The sequence below is a fragment of the Pseudomonas sp. E141 genome (genome assembly GCF_052659885.1).
In genome coordinates this window covers 2,449,858-2,470,196 of record NZ_CP084024.1, presented here as the reverse complement: position 1 = coordinate 2,470,196, position 20,339 = coordinate 2,449,858, and the positions used below count along the sequence as shown (strand labels likewise).

General features: G+C 60.8%; 17 protein-coding genes. 10 read left to right on the top strand and 7 right to left on the bottom strand.

The genetic code is table 11. The annotated features are described in order from the left end of the window. The first annotated feature begins 531 nt into the window (after positions 1 to 531). Both GKKCFE_RS11125 and GKKCFE_RS11120 read left to right on the top strand, forming a co-directional pair. Positions 532 to 723, top strand: a complete 192-nt coding sequence (locus GKKCFE_RS11125) for an MbcA/ParS/Xre antitoxin family protein (RefSeq protein ID WP_065880518.1) — start codon at positions 532 to 534, stop codon at positions 721 to 723. A 63-nt stretch (positions 724 to 786) separates the two neighbouring features. Then, on the top strand, positions 787 to 1,818 hold the full coding sequence (locus GKKCFE_RS11120) for a tetratricopeptide repeat protein (protein ID WP_445577839.1): 1,032 nt from the start codon (positions 787 to 789) through the stop codon (positions 1,816 to 1,818). A gap of 476 nt (positions 1,819 to 2,294) precedes the next feature. Here the strand turns inward: GKKCFE_RS11120 and GKKCFE_RS11115 are convergent, their stop codons facing one another. Both GKKCFE_RS11115 and GKKCFE_RS11110 read right to left on the bottom strand, forming a co-directional pair. Next, positions 2,295 to 3,407, bottom strand: a complete 1,113-nt coding sequence (locus GKKCFE_RS11115; protein ID WP_341637522.1) for a hypothetical protein — start codon at positions 3,405 to 3,407, stop codon at positions 2,295 to 2,297. A 462-nt stretch (positions 3,408 to 3,869) separates the two neighbouring features. After that, on the bottom strand, positions 3,870 to 6,113 hold the full coding sequence (locus GKKCFE_RS11110) for a TonB-dependent receptor (protein ID WP_445577838.1): 2,244 nt from the start codon (positions 6,111 to 6,113) through the stop codon (positions 3,870 to 3,872). A gap of 434 nt (positions 6,114 to 6,547) precedes the next feature. Between GKKCFE_RS11110 and GKKCFE_RS11105 the strand changes: the two genes are divergently transcribed. The 8 genes from GKKCFE_RS11105 (at position 6,548) to GKKCFE_RS11070 (ending at position 14,633) form a co-directional block, all read left to right on the top strand. Further along, a complete protein-coding gene (locus GKKCFE_RS11105) occupies positions 6,548 to 7,399 on the top strand; it encodes a putative selenate ABC transporter substrate-binding protein (protein ID WP_047226486.1) in 852 nt (283 codons plus the stop codon). Beyond that, the gene (locus GKKCFE_RS11100) at positions 7,396 to 8,193 is read left to right on the top strand and encodes a phosphonate ABC transporter ATP-binding protein (protein WP_339487712.1); all 798 of its coding nucleotides are present in this window, start codon (positions 7,396 to 7,398) and stop codon (positions 8,191 to 8,193) included. The genes GKKCFE_RS11105 and GKKCFE_RS11100 overlap by 4 nt, the downstream gene beginning before the upstream one ends. Then, positions 8,187 to 9,014 (top strand): PhnE/PtxC family ABC transporter permease, encoded by an 828-nt coding sequence (locus GKKCFE_RS11095; protein WP_047226488.1) that lies wholly within the window; start codon positions 8,187 to 8,189, stop codon positions 9,012 to 9,014. The genes GKKCFE_RS11100 and GKKCFE_RS11095 overlap by 7 nt, the downstream gene beginning before the upstream one ends. Continuing rightward, complete coding sequence (gene phnE, locus GKKCFE_RS11090; RefSeq protein WP_047226489.1) at positions 9,011 to 9,778, top strand: phosphonate ABC transporter, permease protein PhnE; 768 nt, start codon at positions 9,011 to 9,013, stop codon at positions 9,776 to 9,778. The genes GKKCFE_RS11095 and phnE overlap by 4 nt, the downstream gene beginning before the upstream one ends. A 198-nt stretch (positions 9,779 to 9,976) precedes the next feature. After that, positions 9,977 to 11,356: a UDP-glucose dehydrogenase family protein gene (locus GKKCFE_RS11085; protein WP_316913179.1), complete on the top strand. Its 1,380-nt coding sequence runs from the start codon at positions 9,977 to 9,979 to the stop codon at positions 11,354 to 11,356. Between the two features lie 173 nt (positions 11,357 to 11,529). After that, the gene (locus GKKCFE_RS11080; RefSeq protein ID WP_076384904.1) at positions 11,530 to 12,237 is read left to right on the top strand and encodes an HPP family protein; all 708 of its coding nucleotides are present in this window, start codon (positions 11,530 to 11,532) and stop codon (positions 12,235 to 12,237) included. 134 nt (positions 12,238 to 12,371) lie between these two features. Next, positions 12,372 to 13,478, top strand: coding sequence for an enoyl-CoA hydratase/isomerase family protein (locus tag GKKCFE_RS11075; RefSeq protein ID WP_445577837.1), 1,107 nt, complete (start codon positions 12,372 to 12,374; stop codon positions 13,476 to 13,478). 3 nt (positions 13,479 to 13,481) lie between these two features. Beyond that, positions 13,482 to 14,633, top strand: a complete 1,152-nt coding sequence (locus tag GKKCFE_RS11070) for an acyl-CoA dehydrogenase family protein (protein WP_047226493.1) — start codon at positions 13,482 to 13,484, stop codon at positions 14,631 to 14,633. 126 nt (positions 14,634 to 14,759) lie between these two features. On the opposite strand, the gene GKKCFE_RS11065 is transcribed toward GKKCFE_RS11070, so the two are convergent. Genes GKKCFE_RS11065 through GKKCFE_RS11045 form a run of 5 tightly spaced genes read right to left on the bottom strand, consistent with a single transcriptional unit; the run spans position 14,760 to position 20,331 of the window. After that, the gene (locus GKKCFE_RS11065) at positions 14,760 to 15,533 is read right to left on the bottom strand and encodes an enoyl-CoA hydratase (RefSeq protein ID WP_445577836.1); all 774 of its coding nucleotides are present in this window, start codon (positions 15,531 to 15,533) and stop codon (positions 14,760 to 14,762) included. A 13-nt stretch (positions 15,534 to 15,546) separates the two neighbouring features. After that, entirely contained in the window at positions 15,547 to 16,674 is a 1,128-nt protein-coding gene (locus GKKCFE_RS11060; RefSeq protein ID WP_047226495.1) for an acyl-CoA dehydrogenase, read from the bottom strand. A 9-nt stretch (positions 16,675 to 16,683) separates the two neighbouring features. Beyond that, positions 16,684 to 17,871, bottom strand: a complete 1,188-nt coding sequence (locus tag GKKCFE_RS11055) for an acetyl-CoA C-acyltransferase (RefSeq protein ID WP_445577835.1) — start codon at positions 17,869 to 17,871, stop codon at positions 16,684 to 16,686. A gap of 11 nt (positions 17,872 to 17,882) precedes the next feature. After that, on the bottom strand, positions 17,883 to 18,650 hold the full coding sequence (locus GKKCFE_RS11050; protein ID WP_445577834.1) for an SDR family NAD(P)-dependent oxidoreductase: 768 nt from the start codon (positions 18,648 to 18,650) through the stop codon (positions 17,883 to 17,885). A gap of 16 nt (positions 18,651 to 18,666) precedes the next feature. Next, positions 18,667 to 20,331 carry an AMP-binding protein gene (locus GKKCFE_RS11045; RefSeq protein WP_047226498.1) on the bottom strand — a complete coding sequence of 555 codons (1,665 nt, stop codon included), beginning with the start codon at positions 20,329 to 20,331 and terminating at the stop codon, positions 18,667 to 18,669. Positions 20,332 to 20,339 lie beyond the last annotated feature (8 nt).

The window sequence follows — 20,339 nt, the reverse complement described above, 5'->3', positions numbered from 1 at the left end:
TTTTCAATCCGCCAAGGTACTGACAGGTCGTTGTGCACCCATCCAAGCAACGGCATCTCTTTACGGCGATTGCAAGCGGAGCGCGCAGGCGTGAGGATGGACGCCCGAAGGGCCGTGTTGAGGCCTGGTGCCCGAAACACGGTTCACGAAAGCCGTCCCCGTAGGGCCACGCGCAACGCATCCATTAGAATGCCAAGAGCAGTTCTCACCCAGGCACAGGCTTTCGGCTGTACCTGGGCGACGCTTCCGCTTCATTCCACCTCTCCAACGACGTCGAAGGGGCGGCGCTTGAGCACTCCGACTTAATCAAGCCCAAGCAATGGGTCACACACTCAACGCCTTATGGAGGTTCTCTTGCAGTCTATTGAGGTCGCTTCATGGAAAGTGGCTTGATACTCTTATGAAATGAGCGCTCAGGTATGAGGCTGACCAGCCCAGAGATCATGGATCTCCTTCTGAGCGCAACCCCAGCGTGATTGACGTCTGGCCAGGCTCACACGGTGATGGCGAATTCGATGGTGCGGAGGGGTTGTGCAAAATTTCGATCTTGTGTGGCAAAAAGCTGAAACGGTGTTCGGCGGCAAAGCCAGAGCAGCTGTGTGGCTGTCGACGCCCAGGAACCTCTTCGATGGCATGACACCGCTGGAGTTTGTGAAAGATCAGGAAAGCTTAGATCGGGTTATTGAGGTGCTGATGCAGATCGATCATGGATATGTCGGCTGACGCAGATGTATTGCTTGAAACGCCCCTCCATCCAAATGCGCTCAAATTCCAAAGGAGTAGGAGATGAGCATTTTCAGCTGGCTGTTCAACAGGCCCAAAGCCGTCAAATCCGCTACCGCAGTAAAGCACCAGCCTGCTCGGGCTCAATCATTGGACGATAAGCAAGAGCTTCAGGCCGCTCCTCAGATCCGACGAGATAAGCTTTTTCTCAGAGTCGAATCGCTTGAATTCTACGGCATCTATCAGCTTTCCCAATCCAAGAAGTGGGCGATCGCCTGGCGAGACTCTGATCCGTCAGCGGGTCGGGGAGGTCACAGAGAGTCCGGCTTAGGGGCCTACGTGCTTGCAGATGTGAGCAGCGGTACCGTTGCCTGCCATGGGAGTATGCCTAGGCCAAACAATGGCCACGTGTGTGACGCTGGCGTGTTTTGCCTGGAAGATTGGCATTTTGGTAGCACTCTGTCTGGGACGTTCAGCGTTTTCGATCCCAGCGGTTCTGTGATCTTAGCTAAAGAGCTGACGGCAAATATTCTCACCAGCGGTATTTCTAGGCACGGGAAATATGCATTCTGCGCCACCGCCAACAGCCCAACCGATCATGGCAACAAGGTGTTCTTGTTTGACCTGGTCAATCGGGTCGAAATGTACAATGTCACTCCGAAGGCCGGATGGCCTGATAGCTACGAAGTGGACGAGAGCACCGGCGAACTCATGGCGCTGTTCAAGGACATGGGCAGCTTCCGGTACGACATTCATGGCCAATTCGTGGATACTGATCAGCTCGGCGATGCCAACCTCAACTCCTCCCGTTACGACCGCATCATCCTCGCTGCAGAAAAGATTTTGGGGGAGGGCGACCTGACAGACGAGCGCACCCAGGAAGTCCTGACCGCTGTACAGCGTGCCCGCTCGCTCGGTGCAGATGAAAACCCTGCCTGGAAGCCAACAGCGCTCAAAGTCCAAGGGCTTGCACACGAGCAGTTGAGCCAGTACGCCGAAGCAGTCCAGGTCTACGAAGAGGCGCTGGCTTTGAATCCAAAAATCGGCGTTAAGCGCAGGCTGACGTCGGTGAGTAAGCGGATCAAGGCTGAGTAGCAGTGGCCACCACCCATTCTTACACCCATTTACACCCATTCCGGGTTGAGGATCGCTTGGCGCAGCTCACCCGCCCCCTGCGAAATCAGGCTGTAACGCGCCGCTGCTTTAACGTCCCGATGGCTCATGTCTGGGAAGGCTAGGAGGCGGGGCTTTTAGCCCCAGTCGCGCATGACTACGGCATGCAGTGATTGATCGAGCTCCTGGACGTGAGAATGGTGCAGACGTTAAGGGTTGCGCTCAGGAAGCAAGCCCATCCCTGCACAGTGATCGCCAAGGCACATAGCGAGTAGGCGCACTGCTTGACACGATGCTCGAACGCAGCGCCGTTCGGCCTTATTGTCGATTCTTGTTATGGGAGAGGGTGGATGGATCAATGTTCAGGTAACGCAGGTAACGATCAAAACCTGACGCAAATAGAGTGACAGTTGCATCCATCCGAGGGCAAGCGTCCGGTTCAGACGACTAATATTCAGTTAAAGAGTGGAATTACGCCTGATCATAGTTAAATTGATCCTCCTGAATTTGGATTCGCTCCTCGAAACCAGAGGGTCGGGGCTCTGGTTTGCCGCATCCCCGAGGAACGTCCTGAACCCAGCGAGATGCTTGGCCAAACTGAAGGCGGACAATCCAGCGGAGGGTCTTCTCCGCTGCGGAAATAAAGGATGCTGAGGTAGCGGTTCAGAAGCGTCAATGCCTAGATAAAGCAGATAATCCTCAAAATAATGGCCAAATTTCGGGCTGAGCTCCACGCTCGGGGCTGAAGAGCCAGGCCTACGCCATTCCCAGCGGCCAAGTCCATTCTTGACGAAGTAAGCAAGACCGCCACGGGCTTGAGGAGTCTCAGTTACCTCATCAATTGACATCTTCGCATACCTAGCGAAAGCCATGTACATGAGGACTTCCCGTGGGTTTAGCCCCCTGGGCTCAGCTTCAGCCACACGGTTAAAAACCCACTGCATTTCATGATCGCTGAGCGCATCTTTACCCAAGGCCGACGTCATCGAGGCGGCGACTTCCACCACAGTGAAACTTTTGCCCTTTGGAGCGCACGTCCATGAATGAAGATTGCAAAAATGGAAGAAGCCTACTGCCCAATTATAATTTCGCCGAATCATATGCAGGGTACTGGCCGGAGTAACGCCCTTGGTGCTGTCCAGTTTGAGCTGGTACGGCCGCCATCTCTGATTTGGCTCCCATTCGCTGAATGGCAATAACGAGCTTTCGACAAAGCGTGGACAGGCCTTTGCACCGATCCAGTTCACCGGCGGATGGAGTCTGAAGCGGAGATACTCGATAAATTGCTCGTCAGTCCAATCACGCAAAGATATGCCCTGGAGGAAGCTCCAGTTGAGCATGGACTCAAGATGATGAGTCGCAACATTGAAGTCCTTTTGGGGATGATTCCAGGAAGGCGCGATGGCGCGTATATACCAGGAGCCAAGGCGAGTCATAGAGAAAGGCTCGCAGTCGGCGCCGAAACCTTTCAGATAAGCCAAGGCGTAACGGTTTTCAGGGAAAGACTCCGTATACGGATCCCAAAGATGGTATGGCGGAAAAATTGGGCATGGGATAGCCGGTTCAGCCATGCAACCCTCGATGAGCTAAAATGAGTGGCTCGACGTGTGAGGCCGTCATCAAGGTTTAGCCCATTCTGCGGATGATTCAAATGTTGGCTGCTGGAAGATGTGCGAGGAGTTTTGTTTACGCGACGTGGACAGGCACACGATAGGGTAAGCTCGGGATTTGTGAAACCGGGCTCAATATCTAGGATGAGGATTGGGAGCTAATGCGTTGATAGGGTTGAAGCTCTGGGTTTCTGAAAACGAGGCTATAGGTTGGTGGAGGCGGCTAGCAATTCCGAGCAAACACTTCTACACACTCTGTTTAACATAATATACATTACACGTAACAACGTATGTCGCTACTAGCCGGACTATCCAGCAGATTTTCCACCAGACGCTTCCCCTCACCATCACCCACAAGCATCACTGAAAACCAATTCACCGCGCACCAATCCCTTGGCGAGCGTCATCACGGCAACCACCAAACTACCAGCGCGTGCGCAACGTCATGCCCATGCTGCGCGGGTCGCCGGTAAGCACTCCGTAATCACCTGCACCAAGCCGAGGGTAAACCGCGGTGATGTAGTTCTCGTCGAACAGATTGCGCGCCCACAGTTCGGCTTCCCAACGCCTGTTGCTGTGGCGCAGTCCAAGACGCAGGTTGGTCAGTCCATAGGATGGCTGGTAGCTGCCCTGGCCACCTTCGAGCGTGCCGTAGTAACCGCTGCGGAATTTGTAGTCCAGGGCGCTGAACAGCTCCAGGCCATGCTCCAGTGGGTAGCGATAGTCGATTCCGGCGTTGGCGTTCCACTCTGGAGCGTTGAACACCCGTTGACCTCCCAAATCGCACGACCACTGCGCGCTGGTTGGCGAGCACGGCGCGTTGGGGAAATCCCGGTAGCGCGCGTCACTCCAGGCGATCCCCAGCCTCAGGTCAACCCGTTCGCTGGCACGTAGCTGCGCGTCCAGTTCGATCCCGCGCAGGCGCACTTTGCCGACATTGATCAGGTTGTCGCGGATCGGCGGCGAGAACTGGTCCGCCGGCGCACGGTTGGTCAATGCCTGGTAGTCGTCGACATCGGCCTGGTACACAGCCAGATCGAGCACGCCTCGTTCGTTCCAGAAGCTGCGCTTGAGGCCCACCTCGACCGAAGTGACCCGCTCCGCATCGAATGTCGATGAGACATTGGGGCCGATTACGTCGAGATTGATTCCACCGGCCTTATAACCGCGTGACCAACTGGCATAGCCGAGCAGGTCATCGGCAAACTGGTAGCTGAACGTCAATTGTCCGGAAAGATTGCTCTCCTCGATCGCATCACGTCGGTAGTACTCGCCGCCGAGTGCGACGCTGCGCAGCAACGGGCCCGCCAACTGCGAGATCAGGTCAGGGCCCAGTGGCGCCAACCCCGAAACGCTGCGCGACAACCAGCCCTGCTTGCGCTCGCGGGTGTAACGCAGCCCTGGCGTGATCGCCAGGCGGTCCGTGGCATGCCAGGTGAGTTGACCGAACACGGCGCGGCTGTCAGTGCGTTGCTGACCGTCGAAGTCCTGCTGCGCGCCATCGAGCAATGACGGGGCAATCATTCCGGGCGTAATGCCCAGCCAGTCGATTTCCGGGCGATCCCCCAGAAAATAAGCGGCCGCGTCCTCGCCGAAACGCACGCCCACCTCGCGGTTCAACTTCTGCCGCAAATAATAAAGGCCCACCACGTAGTCGAAGTGTTCGTTGGGCGAATCGGCCAGGCGCAACTCCTGGCTGAATTGATGGTGATCGAGTTTCACGGCGGCGTTTTCGGCGACCGACAGCGGCATGCCATCGCCGTCCTGGTCCGCATCATAGGTCCAGTCGCGGTAACCGCTGATGCTGGTCAGCGTGGCGCCGCTGTCGAGCAGCCAGTTCAACTCCAACGTAGTGCCGGTCTGCAGCGTCTTCACCGTGTTCGGTTCGTCTTGCTGCACGCGACGCGCATAAGGATCTATCGGCAGTTGGCGGTAGCCAACGAAGACGGCTCGATCGATGCTCGTCTGGCTGTAGTTGCTGGCCGCAAAGACATTGCCCTGCTCGTCCTGCCAACCATACTCACCGATCAGTCGCGCGCTGAACGTTTCACTCGGCGTCCACAATAGCTGGCCCCGTAGGCCCTGGCGGTTCTGGTCACCCAGGTGGCTGCCGTCGTAAGTGTTCTCTATGAGCCCATCGCGCTCTACGTCGTAGCCGGTCAGGCGCCCTGCCAATACACCATCGATCAGCGTGCCTGAAACCGTACCGCGGTACTGACGCAGGCCATCACTGCCGACCGAGACCTCGCCATTGCCTTGCGGCTCGAAGGTGGGCGCGCGGCTGCTGATGTTGATCGCACCCGCCGTGGTGTTCTTGCCATATAAGGTGCCCTGCGGCCCCCGCAACACCTCGACCCGCTCGATATCGACCAGGTCGACCAGCGACATGCCCTGGCGCCCGAGGTAAACCCCATCGAGAAACACCCCGACACTGCCGTCCAGGCCATCGTTGTAGGAGCTCGAACCGAGTCCGCGAATACCGTAGCTGGCGTAACGCGCACTGGGCACGGCCACCAACAGACTCGGCACGCGCTGCTGCAGGTCCTCGGTACGGTAGATGCCGGCATCGTTCAATTGCTCGCCATTGAGCACGTTCATGGCAATCGGCACGGCCTGCACGCGCTCCTCGCGGTGGCGGGCAGTGACCTTCACCTCGTCGAGTACCAAGACCGAAGGCCGGCCAGGCTCCGCCTGTTCAGCACCAGGATCCTGATCATCGGCCTGGGCCCCACTCAGATAGAACCAACATACAACATGAAGCAGGCATCCATAGCGCACTCGGGGCTCGATCATCCTGGACACAGCAAACCTCTGATAGCGAACTGACATATAGCCGCTGCGAGGCTACATCATTCAGACTATGGAAAAAATCGTAAACGCTCGGGACAATCCATCCCCAGGGGGGCGGTAACAGCCAAGAACTGTTTGCATCGCGCGTTTGAGCTTGTAGGATCCGCGCATTGTGACTGGATGGCCGAGATTCACCAGGGCCAAAAACGACCGTTATCACACTCATTCGTCTACCCTCACAAAGCGCCATGCGGTTGTTCGCGAGTGCCTGGCGCTTCAATATTCCTGCGTTAACGTACCGGAGATTTTCCATGCTCAAGCGTTCCCTGGCATTGGCCGTCGGCTTGACCCTGTCTTTCAGCGCCTTGCTGGCCCAGGCCGCCGACACCCTGAAAGTCAGCGCGATTCCCGATGAAGCCCCTACCGAATTGCTGCGTAAGTTCAAGCCCTTGGGCGCTTATCTGGAACAACAGACCGGCATGAAAGTCGAGTTCATTCCCGTAAGCGACTACCCGGCGGTGGTCGAGGCGCTGGCGACCGACCGCATCGACCTGGCCTGGCTGGGTGGTTTCACGTTCGTGCAAGCACGCTTGAAAACCGGTAATGCGATCCCGCTAGTGCAGCGCGAGCAGGACGCCCAATTCACCAGTAAATTCATCACCGCCGACCCTGCGGTCAAATCCCTCGCCGACCTCAAGGGCAAGACCTTTGCATTCGGTTCAGTGTCTTCCACCTCTGGCAGCCTGATGCCGCGATATTTCATGCTCCAGGACGGCATCAAGCCGGAAAGCTACTTCAGCCGCGTAGGTTACTCGGGCGCCCATGACGCCACCGTCGCCTGGGTCCAGGCCGGCAAAGTGGACGCTGGAGTACTGAACGCCAGCGTCTGGGAAAAACTGGTCGCCGCCGGCAAGGTCGACACCACCAAGGTCAAGGTGTTTGCCACCACCCCGGCCTACTTCGACTACAACTGGACGGTGCGCGGAACGCTCGACCCGGCGCTGGCAGCCAAGATCAAGGCAGCCTTCCTGGCACTCGACCCGGCAAATCCGAAGGACAAGGAAATCCTCGATCTGCAGGCTGCCAGCCGCTTCATCGAAACCAAGCCTGAGAACTACAAGGGCATCGAGGAAGCCGCACGCGCCGCCGAATTGCTCAAATGACATTACATCTGACCCAGGTCAGCCTTACCCACGCCAACGGTGTCCAGGCGCTACGTGGCGTGGAGCTGCACATCGGTGCCGGCGAACAGGTCGCCATCATCGGTCCGTCCGGCGCGGGTAAATCGAGCCTGCTCAATCTGCTGGGCACGGCCCTACGACCGGGTCAGGGCGAAATGCAGGTGCTCGGTGAAACGGCCTGGCAGTTATCTGCCCGCCAACGACAGCGCCTGCGCGCGCGCATCGGCTTGATCCACCAAGCGCCGCCCCTGCCACCGCGCCAGCGCGTAATCACTGCGGTGCTGGCCGGCAAACTGGGTCAGTGGGGCATGGGCAAGAGCCTGCTGAACCTGCTGCACCCGCTGGATGTTCCCGGCGCACGGGCGGCATTGGCCAGGCTGGATCTGAGCGACAAGCTGTTCGCGCAATGCCAGCAACTCTCCGGCGGCCAGTTACAACGCGTTGGGATTGCTCGGGTGCTGTATCAGGCGCCCGAGGTGTTGCTGGCCGATGAACCTGTTTCGGCCATGGATCCGGTGCTGGCCGAGCACACCCTTTCAGTGCTCTGTCGCCATGCCCGGGAGCACAACGTCACCCTGGTCGCCAGCCTGCATGCGGTGGACCTGGCCCTGGCGCACTTTTCGCGGATCATCGGCCTGCGTGACGGACAGATCCTGTTCGATCTGCCGACCGATGCCGTCGACCGTGAGCGGCTCGACAAACTCTACGCCAATGAGCAGTTGCAACCCTCGCCCCCACCGCCCTCCCCCTTGAGTGTGCAGATCCCGCGATGCTGACACGCGATACCCGAGACCCCGCCAGCGGCCCTCGCCTACTGCTCTGCCTGTTGGCGCTTGTCCTGCTGTGGCCGGGCATCCACTTCAGCGAGCTGGACCTTGGCGTGCTGGTGACGAGCGACAGTCAAAGCGAGATGGGCCGGTTTGTCTCGGCCTTCTGGCCACCGGCCCATGGCGAAGCGTTCATTGAGCTGCTATTGCAAGCCACCTTGCAGACCTTGGCCATTGCCACGGCGGGCATGGCTTTGGCATTGCTGTTCGCCGTCCCCGCCAGCCTTCTGGCCAGCCGTGCGCTTTCGCTGTCTGCGGCCTCCCGGGGTGGCCAACCGGGCTATTGGGGGCAACTGCTGCGCTGGCCGGTACGCGGTCTGCTGATCTTCCTGCGCAGCGTGCCGGAAATCGTCTGGGCCCTGCTCTTCGTCCGCGCCGTCGGTCTGGGGCCGACTGCCGGGGTGCTGGCCATCGCCATTACCTACAGCGGCATGTTGGGCAAGGTCTACGCGGAAATCTACGAGTCGGTCGACCAGCGTCCGGCACATGCGCTGTTGCAGGCTGGCAGCGGCCGACTGACAGCCTTCTGCTACGGGATCCTGCCCAATGTCGCGGCGGAGCTGCTGTCCTACACGGTGTATCGCTGGGAGTGCGCCATCCGCGCCTCGGTGGTGATGGGCTTCGTCGGTGCCGGTGGCCTGGGCCAACAAATGGACCTGTCGTTGCGCATGTTCGCCGGCGGTGAAGTGGCGAGCATGCTGTTGACGTTCCTCGTCCTGGTCCTGCTGGCCGATCAACTCAGTCGCCTGCTGCGCTGGAGGCTGGCATGAACCGCCTGTTCAACGCGATATTGCTCCTGTGCATCGGTGCAGCCGTCGTCGCCTCGTTCGCCTATCTGGGCATCGACCTCGGCCAGCTTGGCGACGGCGACAACCTGAACCGGATGGGCGCTTATGCCCAGCGTTTTCTCAGCCCGGACCTGAGCCCGAGCCATCTGAAAGCAATCGGCCACGGTGCCCTGGAAACCATCGCCATGTCCGCCCTTGGCACCCTGCTCGCCGCGGTGTTCGGCCTGGTCCTGGCCCTCCCCGCCGCCGGGCGCTTCGGTTGGCCGATGCAAAGCACCTCGCGCTTGGTACTCAACGCCTTGCGCGCGGTTCCTGAACTGGTGTGGGCGGCGCTGATGGTCTTGGCTGCTGGGCTGGGCCCCAATGCCGGCACCCTGGCATTGGCGCTGCACACCACCGGCGTGCTCGGCCGGCTGTTCGCCGAAGCGCTGGAAAACACCCCACCCGAACCGGCCGAAGCCATTCGCCTGCAAGGCGGCAATGCCGTGTGGGCGTTCTGTTACGGCACCCTGCCCAACCTGATGCCGCAGCTGTTGGCCTACATCCTGTACCGCTGGGAAAACAACATCCGCATGGCCAGCGTGCTGGGCTTCGTCGGCGCCGGCGGATTGGGGCAAATGCTCTATGTCAGCCTCAGCCTGTTCCAGGAGGCGCAGGCCAGCACGGTGATTCTGGCGATGCTGCTGCTGGTCCTCGCGGTCGACTCGCTGAGCAGTTGGAGTCGTCAACGCTGGGTCAAGGCCTGAAAACTGCCGCGTAGCGGCGAGTTTGACAGCACACGTTCAGACCAGGGTGGCTCCCCTCCCTTGCCCACGGGTTGACCGCAACCGCTGCAGCCTGTCAGCGAACTGAAATATCCCCGACTTATTCTGCTGATGCGCGCATTGCGGCGATGTGCGGGTTGTACGTGCCTGCCCGTTCGGAAGTCATCCAGGGAGTCCGCCATGAAAATCAGTGTATTCGGTAGTGGTTACGTGGGATTGGTGCAAGCGGCGGTGTTGGCCGAGGTGGGCCATGACGTGGTGTGCATGGACATAGACGAACAGAAAGTCGAAAGCTTGCGCCAGGGCCAGGTGAGTATTTTCGAACCCGGTCTGGCCGCGCTGGTGCGTGAGGGCCTGGAGGCCGGACGCCTGCATTTCACCCACGATGACCAGCTTGCCGTGCAGCACGGCCAGGTGCTGTTCATCGCCGTGGGTACGCCTTCCAGGGAAGATGGCTCGGCCGATTTGAGTCAGGTCCTGGCCGTTGGTGAGGCGGTGGCTCGTTACCGCGAACAACCAGTCCTTGTCGTGGAGAAATCCACTGTACCGGTGGGCACCGGCGACGCCCTGCGGGCGCACATCGACAAATGCCTGCTCAAGGCCGGCCGTTTGTTGCAGTTCGATATCGTGTCCAACCCCGAGTTTCTCAAGGAAGGCTCGGCAGTGGCCGATTGTCGCCGCCCGGATCGCATCGTGATCGGCTGCGAACGCGATGAAGTGCGCGACACCATGCGCGACTTGTACGCGCCCTTCAATCGCAACCACGACCGGATCCTGTTCATGGACCTGCGCAGCGCCGAGCTGACCAAGTACGCAGCCAACGGGATGCTGGCGACGAAGATCAGCTTCATCAACCAGATCGCGGAGCTGGCGGAACACCTGGGTGCTGACATCGAAGCCGTGCGCCTGGGCATCGGCGCGGACTCGCGCATCGGTTATCACTTCATTTACCCGGGTTGCGGCTACGGTGGCTCGTGTTTTCCCAAGGACATGCGCGCGCTGATCCACACGGCCGAGCAAGCCCACTGCTCCAGCGATCTGTTGCAAGCGGTGGAAACCATCAACCAACGGCAGAAGCACAAGCTGTTCGAACGCATCCAGGCGTTCTACAAAGGCGATTTGCGCGGTAAAACCTTCGCGGTGTGGGGCTTGGCCTTCAAGCCCAACACCGACGACATGCGCGATGCGCCGAGTCGTACCCTTCTGGAGGCGTTGTGGGGTGCCGGTGCCAGTGTCCGCGCCTTTGACCCAGAGGCCATGCAGCAGACCCAGCAGCTGTATCCCGACGAATCGAAGCTGATGTTGATGGGCACGCCGGAATCGGTTTTGCCGGGGGCCGATGCACTGGTGATCTGCACTGAATGGCAACCGTTCAAGGCGCCGGATTTCGATCTGATCCAGCAACGGCTCAAGGCTGCGGTGATTTTCGATGGCCGCAACCTGTATGACCCGGACCGCATGGCAGACAAGGGCTTTACCTATTTCCCCATAGGGCGCGGGCAATCGTGCAACCTGCCTATCGCTCAGCAAACCTGGTTTCAAGCGTCCAGAAGCGCATGATCTTCTTTACTTCAAAATAAGTGCACTCAAACAGCATTAATATGAATTTGTAAGCAGGGGCCGCGAACGGCACACTGTGCATCGTTCCTCCCCCAACTGTTGGAACACTTAAAGGGCTTTCAGGGATTCTCCCGTAAGCCCCTTTTTTTGTTCGTTTTTTGGATTTTCGCTTAATGCTTTCTCGCTGGTTCCCCGCTGCTATCAATACCCGCCCCACCGAATGGAGCCGGGCCGCCATCGGTATGGCCCTGGGTACGATGTTCAGTGTCTGGCTGTGCGGCCAGGTGTTTGGCCTTGAGGTGGCGCAACACCTGATTGGCCCGCTCGGCGCCTCGGCCGTGCTGTTGTTTGCCGTCTCCTCAGGCGCCCTCGCCCAGCCCTGGTCGATCTTCGGCGGTTACTTGTGCGCCTCGGTGGTGGCATTGCTGGTGGCCCATGTCCTGGGCCGTACCCTGGGGAGCGCCTGTCTGGCGGCCGGCATGGCGCTGGTGTTGATGTGCTGGCTGCGTTGCCTGCACCCTCCGGCGGGTGCCCTGGCGGCGACGATGGTATTGGCCGATCCGTCGATCATCGCCCTGGACTGGCAGGCCGTCGGTGCCGCGATGCTGGCCGGTTCCACCTTGCTATTGAGTGCATTGGCCTATAACAACCTGACGCGCGTGCGCTATCCCAAGCGCGCCAGCGAGCCGACGCCGGTCATTCCCGCCGACCATTCGCCCATCGACCGTCAGGCCATTACGGCTGAGGACTTGAAGCTCGCTCTTGAGCAAATGGAAGCATTCTTTGACGTAACTCCCGAAGATCTCGAGCAATTGATCCACGCCAGCGAACGCAATGCCAGGCGTCGCAGCATCACGGAAGTCCTCTCGGGTCGCGGCTGAGCCTGAGGCTGCTATAAATATGCAGACAGGACCTGCACGTATCCCGGTTGTGCAAGGCAAATTTGCACTGGTACGATCCTGACCGGGTACGCGCGACACAATTCATAAAGAACAATAAAAGCAGGGAGTTAGCGATGACAGCTCAGGTTTCATCACAAGCCTCGGGACCCATCGGAGCCGTGGCTCATGAAGTGCTGGTCGAAGTACGCAACCATATCGGCCACTTGACCCTGAACCGCCCCGCCGGCCTCAATGCCCTGACGCTGGACATGGTGCGCAGCTTGCAGCAACAGCTCGATACCTGGGCTATGAACCCACAGATCCGCGCCGTGGTACTGCGCGGTGCCGGTGACAAGGCGTTTTGCGCCGGCGGCGATATCCGCTCGCTGTACGACAGCCACAAGCAGGGCGACAACCTGCACCAAGACTTTTTCGTCGAGGAATACGCCCTCGACCTGACGATTCATCACTACCGCAAACCGATCCTCGCCTTGATGGACGGTTTCGTCCTGGGCGGCGGCATGGGCTTGGCACAAGGTGCCGACCTGCGGGTGGTGACCGAACGCAGCCGCCTGGGCATGCCGGAAGTCGCCATCGGTTACTTCCCCGACGTCGGGGGCAGCTATTTCCTGCCGCGTATTTCTGGCGAACTGGGCATCTACCTGGGAGTCAGTGGCGTACAGATCCGTGCTGCCGACGCGCTGTATTGCGGGCTGGCCGACTGGTATCTGGACAGCGACAAGCTCGATCGGCTCGATGAACGTCTCGACCGCCTGGAATGGCACGACACGCCCCTCAAGGACCTGCAAGGCCTGCTGGCGAAGCTCGGCATGCAGCAGTTGCCTGCCCCGCCTCTGGCCGACCTGCGCCCGGCCATCGATCACTTCTTTGCCCTTGCGGACGTGCCAAGCATGGTCGAGCAGTTGCGTCAGGTCACCGTCGCCAACAGCCATGAGTGGGCGCTGAAAACCGCCGACCTGCTGGAGACACGCTCGCCCCTGGCCATGGCCGTAACCCTGGAAATGCTGCGTCGCGGCCGACATTTGAGCCTGGAAGACTGTTTTGCCCTGGAACTGCACCTGGACCGTCAATGGTTCGAGCGCGGCGACCTGATCGAAGGCGTGCGCGCCTTGCTCATCGACAAAGACAAGAACCCGCAGTGGAACCCGCCGACCCTGGGGGCGCTGGACAAGCGCCACGTGGCGAGTTTCTTCGACGGCTTCGACGACCACGGGAACTGAACCATGCACGACCTTGAGCTGACCGAAGAGCAAGTGATGATCCGCGACATGGCCCGGGATTTTGCCCGCGGCGAGATCGCCCCTCATGCCCAGGCCTGGGAAAAAGCCGGCTGGATCGACGACGCCCTGGTGGCGAAGATGGGTGAGCTGGGCCTGCTGGGCATGGTGGTGCCCGAGGAATGGGGCGGTACCTACGTCGATTACGTGGCCTATGCCCTCGCGGTGGAAGAAATCTCCGCAGGCGATGGCGCCACCGGGGCGCTGATGAGCATTCACAACTCGGTGGGTTGCGGGCCGGTCCTCAATTTCGGCACCGACGAACAGAAACAGACCTGGCTGGCCGATCTGGCCAGCGGCCAGGCCATTGGCTGCTTCTGCCTCACCGAACCCCAGGCCGGCTCCGAAGCCCACAACCTGCGCACCCGCGCCGAACTGCGGGACGGCCATTGGGTGATCAATGGCGCCAAGCAATTCGTCAGCAACGGTAAGCGGGCGAAACTGGCGATTGTTTTTGCGGTGACGGATCCTGAGCTGGGCAAGAAAGGCATTTCGGCGTTTCTGGTGCCGACCGACACGCCGGGCTTCATCGTCGATCGCACGGAACACAAGATGGGCATCCGCGCTTCGGATACCTGCGCCGTGACCTTGAACAACTGCACCATCCCCGAAGCCAACCTGTTGGGGGCTCGCGGCAAAGGCCTGGCGATTGCCCTCTCCAACCTGGAAGGCGGCCGCATCGGCATCGCGGCGCAGGCCTTGGGCATCGCCCGTGCGGCGTTTGAAGCGGCCCTGGCTTACGCGCGGGACCGGGTGCAGTTCGACAAGCCGATCATCGAGCACCAGAGCATCGCCAACCTGCTGGCCGACATGCACACCCGCCTGAACGCCGCCCGCCTGCTGATCCTCCACGCCGCCCGCCTGCGCAGCGCCGGCAAGCCATGCCTGTCGGAAGCCTCCCAGGCCAAGCTGTTCGCCTCGGAAATGGCCGAAAAAGTCTGCTCCTCGGCCATGCAGATTCATGGCGGGTATGGGTATCTCGAGGATTATCCGGTGGAGCGCTACTACCGCGATGCGCGGATTACCCAGATCTATGAAGGGTCGAGCGAGATACAGCGGATGGTGATTGCCCGGGAGTTAAAGAACTACCTGGTGTGATGGCTGAAAAAGCATCGCGAGCAGGCTCGCTCCCACATGGGATCTTTGGTGTACGCAATCTCTGTGTACACCTCCGAACCCTGTGGGAGCGAGCCTGCTCGCGATGGCGTCAGTCAGGACGCCGCATTACTTGTCCTGAAACTCCGCCGCCCGCTTGGCCACGAACGCCGCCATGCCTTCCTTCTGATCCTGCGTGGCAAATGCCGCATGGAAGACCCGGCGCTCGAAACGCACACCTTCGGACAGGCTGACTTCAAAGGCGCGGTTGACGCTTTCCTTGACCATCATGCTGATGGGCACTGACTTGGAGGCGATCAGAGCGGCGGTTTTCAGCGCGTCGTCGAGCAATTCATCAGCCGGCACGATACGCGCGACGATGCCGCACCGCTCAGCTTCCACTGCATCGATGAAACGGCCGGCCAGGCACATTTCCATGGCCTTGGCCTTGCCCACTGCGCGAGTCAGCCGCTGGGTGCCGCCCATGCCCGGCAGTACGCCCAGGTTGATCTCCGGCTGACCGAACTTGGCATTGTCACCGGCCAGGATAAAGTCGCACATCAACGCCAGTTCGCAACCCCCGCCCAAGGCAAACCCGTTCACCGCCGCGATGATCGGCTTGCGCCGGTTAGCCACGCGGTCGCTGTCGCTGAACAAGTCATCGAGGTAGATCTGCGGGTAGGTCAGCTCGGCCATTTCCTTGATGTCGGCACCGGCGGCAAAGGCTTTTTTCGAGCCGGTCAGCACGATGCAGCCAATCTTTGGATCAGCCTCCAATGCATCCAGCGCCTGGTTCAGCTCGCTGACGATCTGCGCGTTCAAGGCGTTCAAGGCCTGGGGACGGTTGAGGGTGATCAGGCCAACGCGGTCCTTGATCTCCAATAAAATCGTTTCGTAGCTCATGCAGGACTCCTGTTCAAAGATTGCGCGAAATGACCATGCGCTGAATGTCGCTGGTGCCTTCGTAGATCTGGCAGACGCGCACGTCGCGGTAGATGCGCTCCAGCGGGAAATCGTTGAGGTAACCGTAACCGCCCAGGGTTTGCAACGCCATGGAGCAGACTTTTTCGGCCATTTCCGAGGCGAACAGCTTGGCCATGGACGCTTGCACCAACGCCGGCTGGCCGTTGTCGCGCAAAGCAGCGGCGTAATGGACCATTTGCCGCGCCACGGCGATCTGGGTGGCCATATCAGCCAGACGGAACGCCACGGCCTGGTGTTCGATAATCGGCTTGCCGAAACTTTGCCGCTCGCGAGCATAGTCGCGGGCCGCTTCGAACGCCGCGCGGGCCATGCCCACGGACTGCGCCGCGATACCGACCCGCCCGCCTTCCAGGTTCGCCAGGGCGATCTTGTAGCCCTCGCCCTCCTCCCCCAAACGGTTGCCCACCGGAACACGGACATCCTCGAACAGGATCTGGCAGGTGTCGGAGGCGTGCTGGCCCAGTTTGTCTTCGACCCGCGCCACGCTGTAGCCCGGCGAATCGGTAGGCACGATGAACGCACTGATGCCACGCTTGCCGGCGCTCGGATCGGTCACCGCAAACACAATCACCACCCCGGCGTTCTGCCCGGAGGTGATGAACTGCTTGCAACCATTGAGCACGTAGTGATCGCCCTCCAACCGTGCCCGGGTCTTGAGGCTACTGGCGTCCGAACCGGCCTGGGGCTCGGTCAATGCAAAGGCACCGAGCATCGCACCGCTGGCCAGGGGGGTGAGGAATTTGGCCTTCTGTTCATCGCTGCCGAACTTGAGGATCGGCACGCAGCCCACCGAGTTGTGCACGCTCATGATGGTCGAGCACGCCCCATCGCCGGCGGCGATCTCTTCCAGGGCCATGGCATAAGTCAGGTAGCCGGTGTCGCAACCGCCCCACTGCTCCGGCACGAGCATGCCGAAGAAACCCAGTTCGGCCATTGCAGCAATGGCTTCCTTAGGGAAGCGGTGCTCGCGGTCCCACTCAGCGGCGAACGGTTTCAAGCGCTCCTGAGCGAACTGCCGGGCCACGTCGCTGATTTGAGTCTGTTCTTCAGTCGGGAGCATGGTGATTCCTTAATACAGGCATTCAACGGCCATAGCCGTGGCTTCGCCGCCACCGATGCAGATGGCCGCGACGCCACGCTTGAGGCCTTTCTGGCGCAGGGCCGAAAGCAGCGTCACCAGAATCCGCGCGCCCGACGCACCGATGGGGTGGCCCAACGCGCAGGCGCCGCCATGGACGTTGACCTTGTCGTGGGGGATCTCCAGCGCGCCCATGGTCGCCAACGCCACCACTGCGAAAGCCTCGTTGATTTCAAACAGCTCCACGTCGTCGAGCGACCAACCGGTTTTTTCCATCAGTTTCTTCACCGCGCCGATGGGTGCGGTGGGGAACAGGCTCGGCGTGTCGGCAAACGCAGCGTGACCGTGAATCACCGCCAACGGCTTCAAGCCTCGCTCCCGAGCCTGGCTCTGGCGCATCAACACCAGCGCTGCGGCACCGTCAGAGATGGAGCTGGCATTGGCTGCGGTGACCGTTCCGCCCTCACGGAACGCTGGTTTGAGCGAGGCGATCTTGTCCAGGCGGGCCTTGGGCGGCTGTTCGTCGTGGCGCACGGTGACCTGTTCCTTACCGACCATGACCTGCAACGGCACGATCTCGGCGTCGAAGCTGCCGTCCTTGATCGCCTGTTGGGCTCGGGTGGTGGAAGCGATGGCGAAAGCATCCTGGGCTTCGCGGCTGAAACCATTGGCTTCAGCGCAATCTTCGGCAAAGGTGCCCATCAGGCGGCCCTTGTCGTAGGCATCTTCCAGGCCATCGAGGAACATGTGGTCAAGCACCTTGCCGTGCCCCATGCGCAAACCGCTGCGGGCGCGGTCGAGCAGATACGGGGCGTTGGACATGCTTTCCATGCCGCCAGCCACCACCACCTCGGCGCTGCCGGCGATCAGCATGTCATGGGCAAGAATTGCCGCCTCCATGCCCGAACCACACATCTTGTTGAGCGTGGTGCAGCGGGTCGATTTATCGAGCCCGGCCCCCAGTGCGGCCTGGCGCGCCGGAGCCTGGCCCTGGCCTGCCGCGAGCACACAGCCAAACAGCACTTCTTCAACCGCATCAGGGGCAATGCCGGCCCGCTCCACGGCAGCTTTAATGGCGGCGGCTCCCAGTTGCGGAGCGCTGAGGCTTTTCAGTTCACCTTGAAAGCCGCCCATGGGGGTGCGGACGGCGCTGACGATAACAATCGGATCGTTGGACATGACAATTGCTCCTACTTGGCAGCCATACGCAAGGCGCCGTCGAGACGGATCACCTCACCGTTGAGCATGGTGTTTTCAATGATATGCCTGACCAGCCCCGCGTACTCGGCCGGTTTGCCCAGGCGCGGTGGAAAAGGCACGCCGGCGGCCAGGGAGTCGCGTACTTCGGGTGTCATGCCGGCCATCATCGGCGTTTCGAAAATGCCCGGGGCGATGGTCATCACACGGATGCCGAAGCGCGCCAGTTCCCGGGCGGCCGGCAGGGTCAGGCTGGCGATGGCGCCTTTGGAGGCCGCGTAGGCTGCCTGGCCGATCTGGCCGTCGAAAGCCGCCACCGAAGCGGTATTGATGATCACACCACGCTCACCCTCGGCATCGGCATCGGCATCGGTTTCACTGATGGCAGCGGCGGCCAGACGCAACAGATTGAAGCTACCGATCAAGTTGACGTTGATCACCTGGCTGAAGCTGGCCAGCGCGTGCGGGCCGTTCTTGCCGAGGATCTTCTCGCCGCGCACGATGCCGGCGCAGTTCACCAGGCCATTGAGGCCACCGAACGCCGCCACGGTGGCCTTGACCGCCGCGTCTGCCGCCGCTTCGTTGCTGATGTCCGCCACCACGCTCTGGCAGCCCAGCATCTGCGCCTGGGCAGCCACGGCTTCGGCGTTGAGGTCCACCAGCATCACCTTGGCACCGGCCTTGACCAGCATCTCACCGGTGGCCGCGCCGAGGCCGGACGCGCCGCCGCTGACGAGGAAAATCTTGTTGTCGATCTGCATCATGGTTTCCTTGGATTCAAGCTGAAACGTTAGGCGCCGCGGCCTCTTGAGCCTTGGCGATCTCCTGGTTGCGCAAGATAAAGCGCTGCAACTTGCCGCTTGGGGTTTTCGGCAAGTCGCTGACAAATTCGATTTCACGGGGATAGGCGTGAGCGGCCAAGCGCTTACGCACGTGCTGGCGCAACTCTTCGGCCAGCTCTGGCGCGGCGCGGTATTGGGCGCTGAGCACCACGAAGGCTTTCACCAGTTCGGTGCGTTCGGGATCGGGCTTGCCGACCACCGCCGCCTCGACCACGGCGGGGTGTTCGATCAGTGCGCTTTCCACGTCGAACGGGCCGACGCGATAGCCGGAGGTGGTAATCACGTCGTCGCTGCGGCCGACGAAGCTGATGCTGCCATCGGGGTTGAACTCAACGGTGTCGCCGCTCAGGTAATAATCGCCGACGAAAGCCTTGGTTGGCCCACCCTCGTAACCGGCGAACCAGCACATCGGTGACTGGCTGCGGTCGACAGCGAGAATGCCCGGCTGGCCCACGCCCAATTCACGGTTATTTTCATCCAGCACCACGATCCGGTGGCCCGGCGAGGCGAAACCAGCCGCGCCCATGTGCACCGGATGTTCCAGAGCGTGGTGATTGCACAGCACCATGCCCAGTTCGGTCTGGCCGTAGTGATCGTGGATCACCACGTTCAGGTTGTCGGCAAACCAGCGGATGACCTCCGGGTTCAGCGGCTCTCCGGCGCTGCTGACCGCGCGCAGCGTGCCCTTGATCGAGCGGGCGAACTGATCGCCCCCGGCGATCAACAAACGATAGGCAGTGGGTGAACCGGCGAGGTTGGTGATGCCGTACTTGTTGATGACTCGGCAAGTGCTTTCCAGGGTGAACGGCCCATCGTAGAACGTGATGGGATGCCCCATGGCCAGAGGGCCGGTCACACCGAAGTAGATGCCGTAGGCCCAGCCCGGATCAGCGACGTTCCAGAAGGCGTCTTCGGGACGCAGGTCCACGGCGTCACGCATGTAGCTCTGGAATGCGACGATGGCCTTGAGCGGCACCGACAGCGCCTTGGCCGGCCCGGTGGTGCCGGAGGTAAACATCAACAGGAACGGGTCTTCGCCACTGAGCATCACCGGTTCGCACTGGTTTGCATGGTTCGCCACTTCTGCCCAGAAACTGTAATCGCCGCGAACGATGCCCTGGCCTTTTGCGCCGCCGACCGTGACCACTGTGGGGCAACCGGCTACATCGTTGAGTTTGGGGCGATTGACCGCGTCGGTGACCACAACACGCGCACCGGAGCTGCCCAGACGGTGTTCGATGGCCTTGGGGCCGAACGCGGTGAACAACGGCTGATACACCGCGCCGATGCGCCACGTGGCGAGTACCACGATCAGCAATTCAGCGGTACGTGGCAGCAGGCCGGCCACCTTGTCACCCTTGCCCACGCCTTGGGCCAGGAGGAAATTGGCAAAACGCGCGGCGTTGTCCTGCAAGTCACGGTAAGTCCAGGTCGCGTCGCTGCCGTCGCGACCCTCCCAGAACAAGGCAATACGCCCCGGCAACGCATGCCGGTCGCAACACTCGACACAGGCGTTCAATGCCTCGAGCGAGCCGTGCAGCGCGGTGTTGACGGTGTGCAGGTAATCGAACTGTGACGTGGCGGACGAGTAATCGCGCATGACCAGAA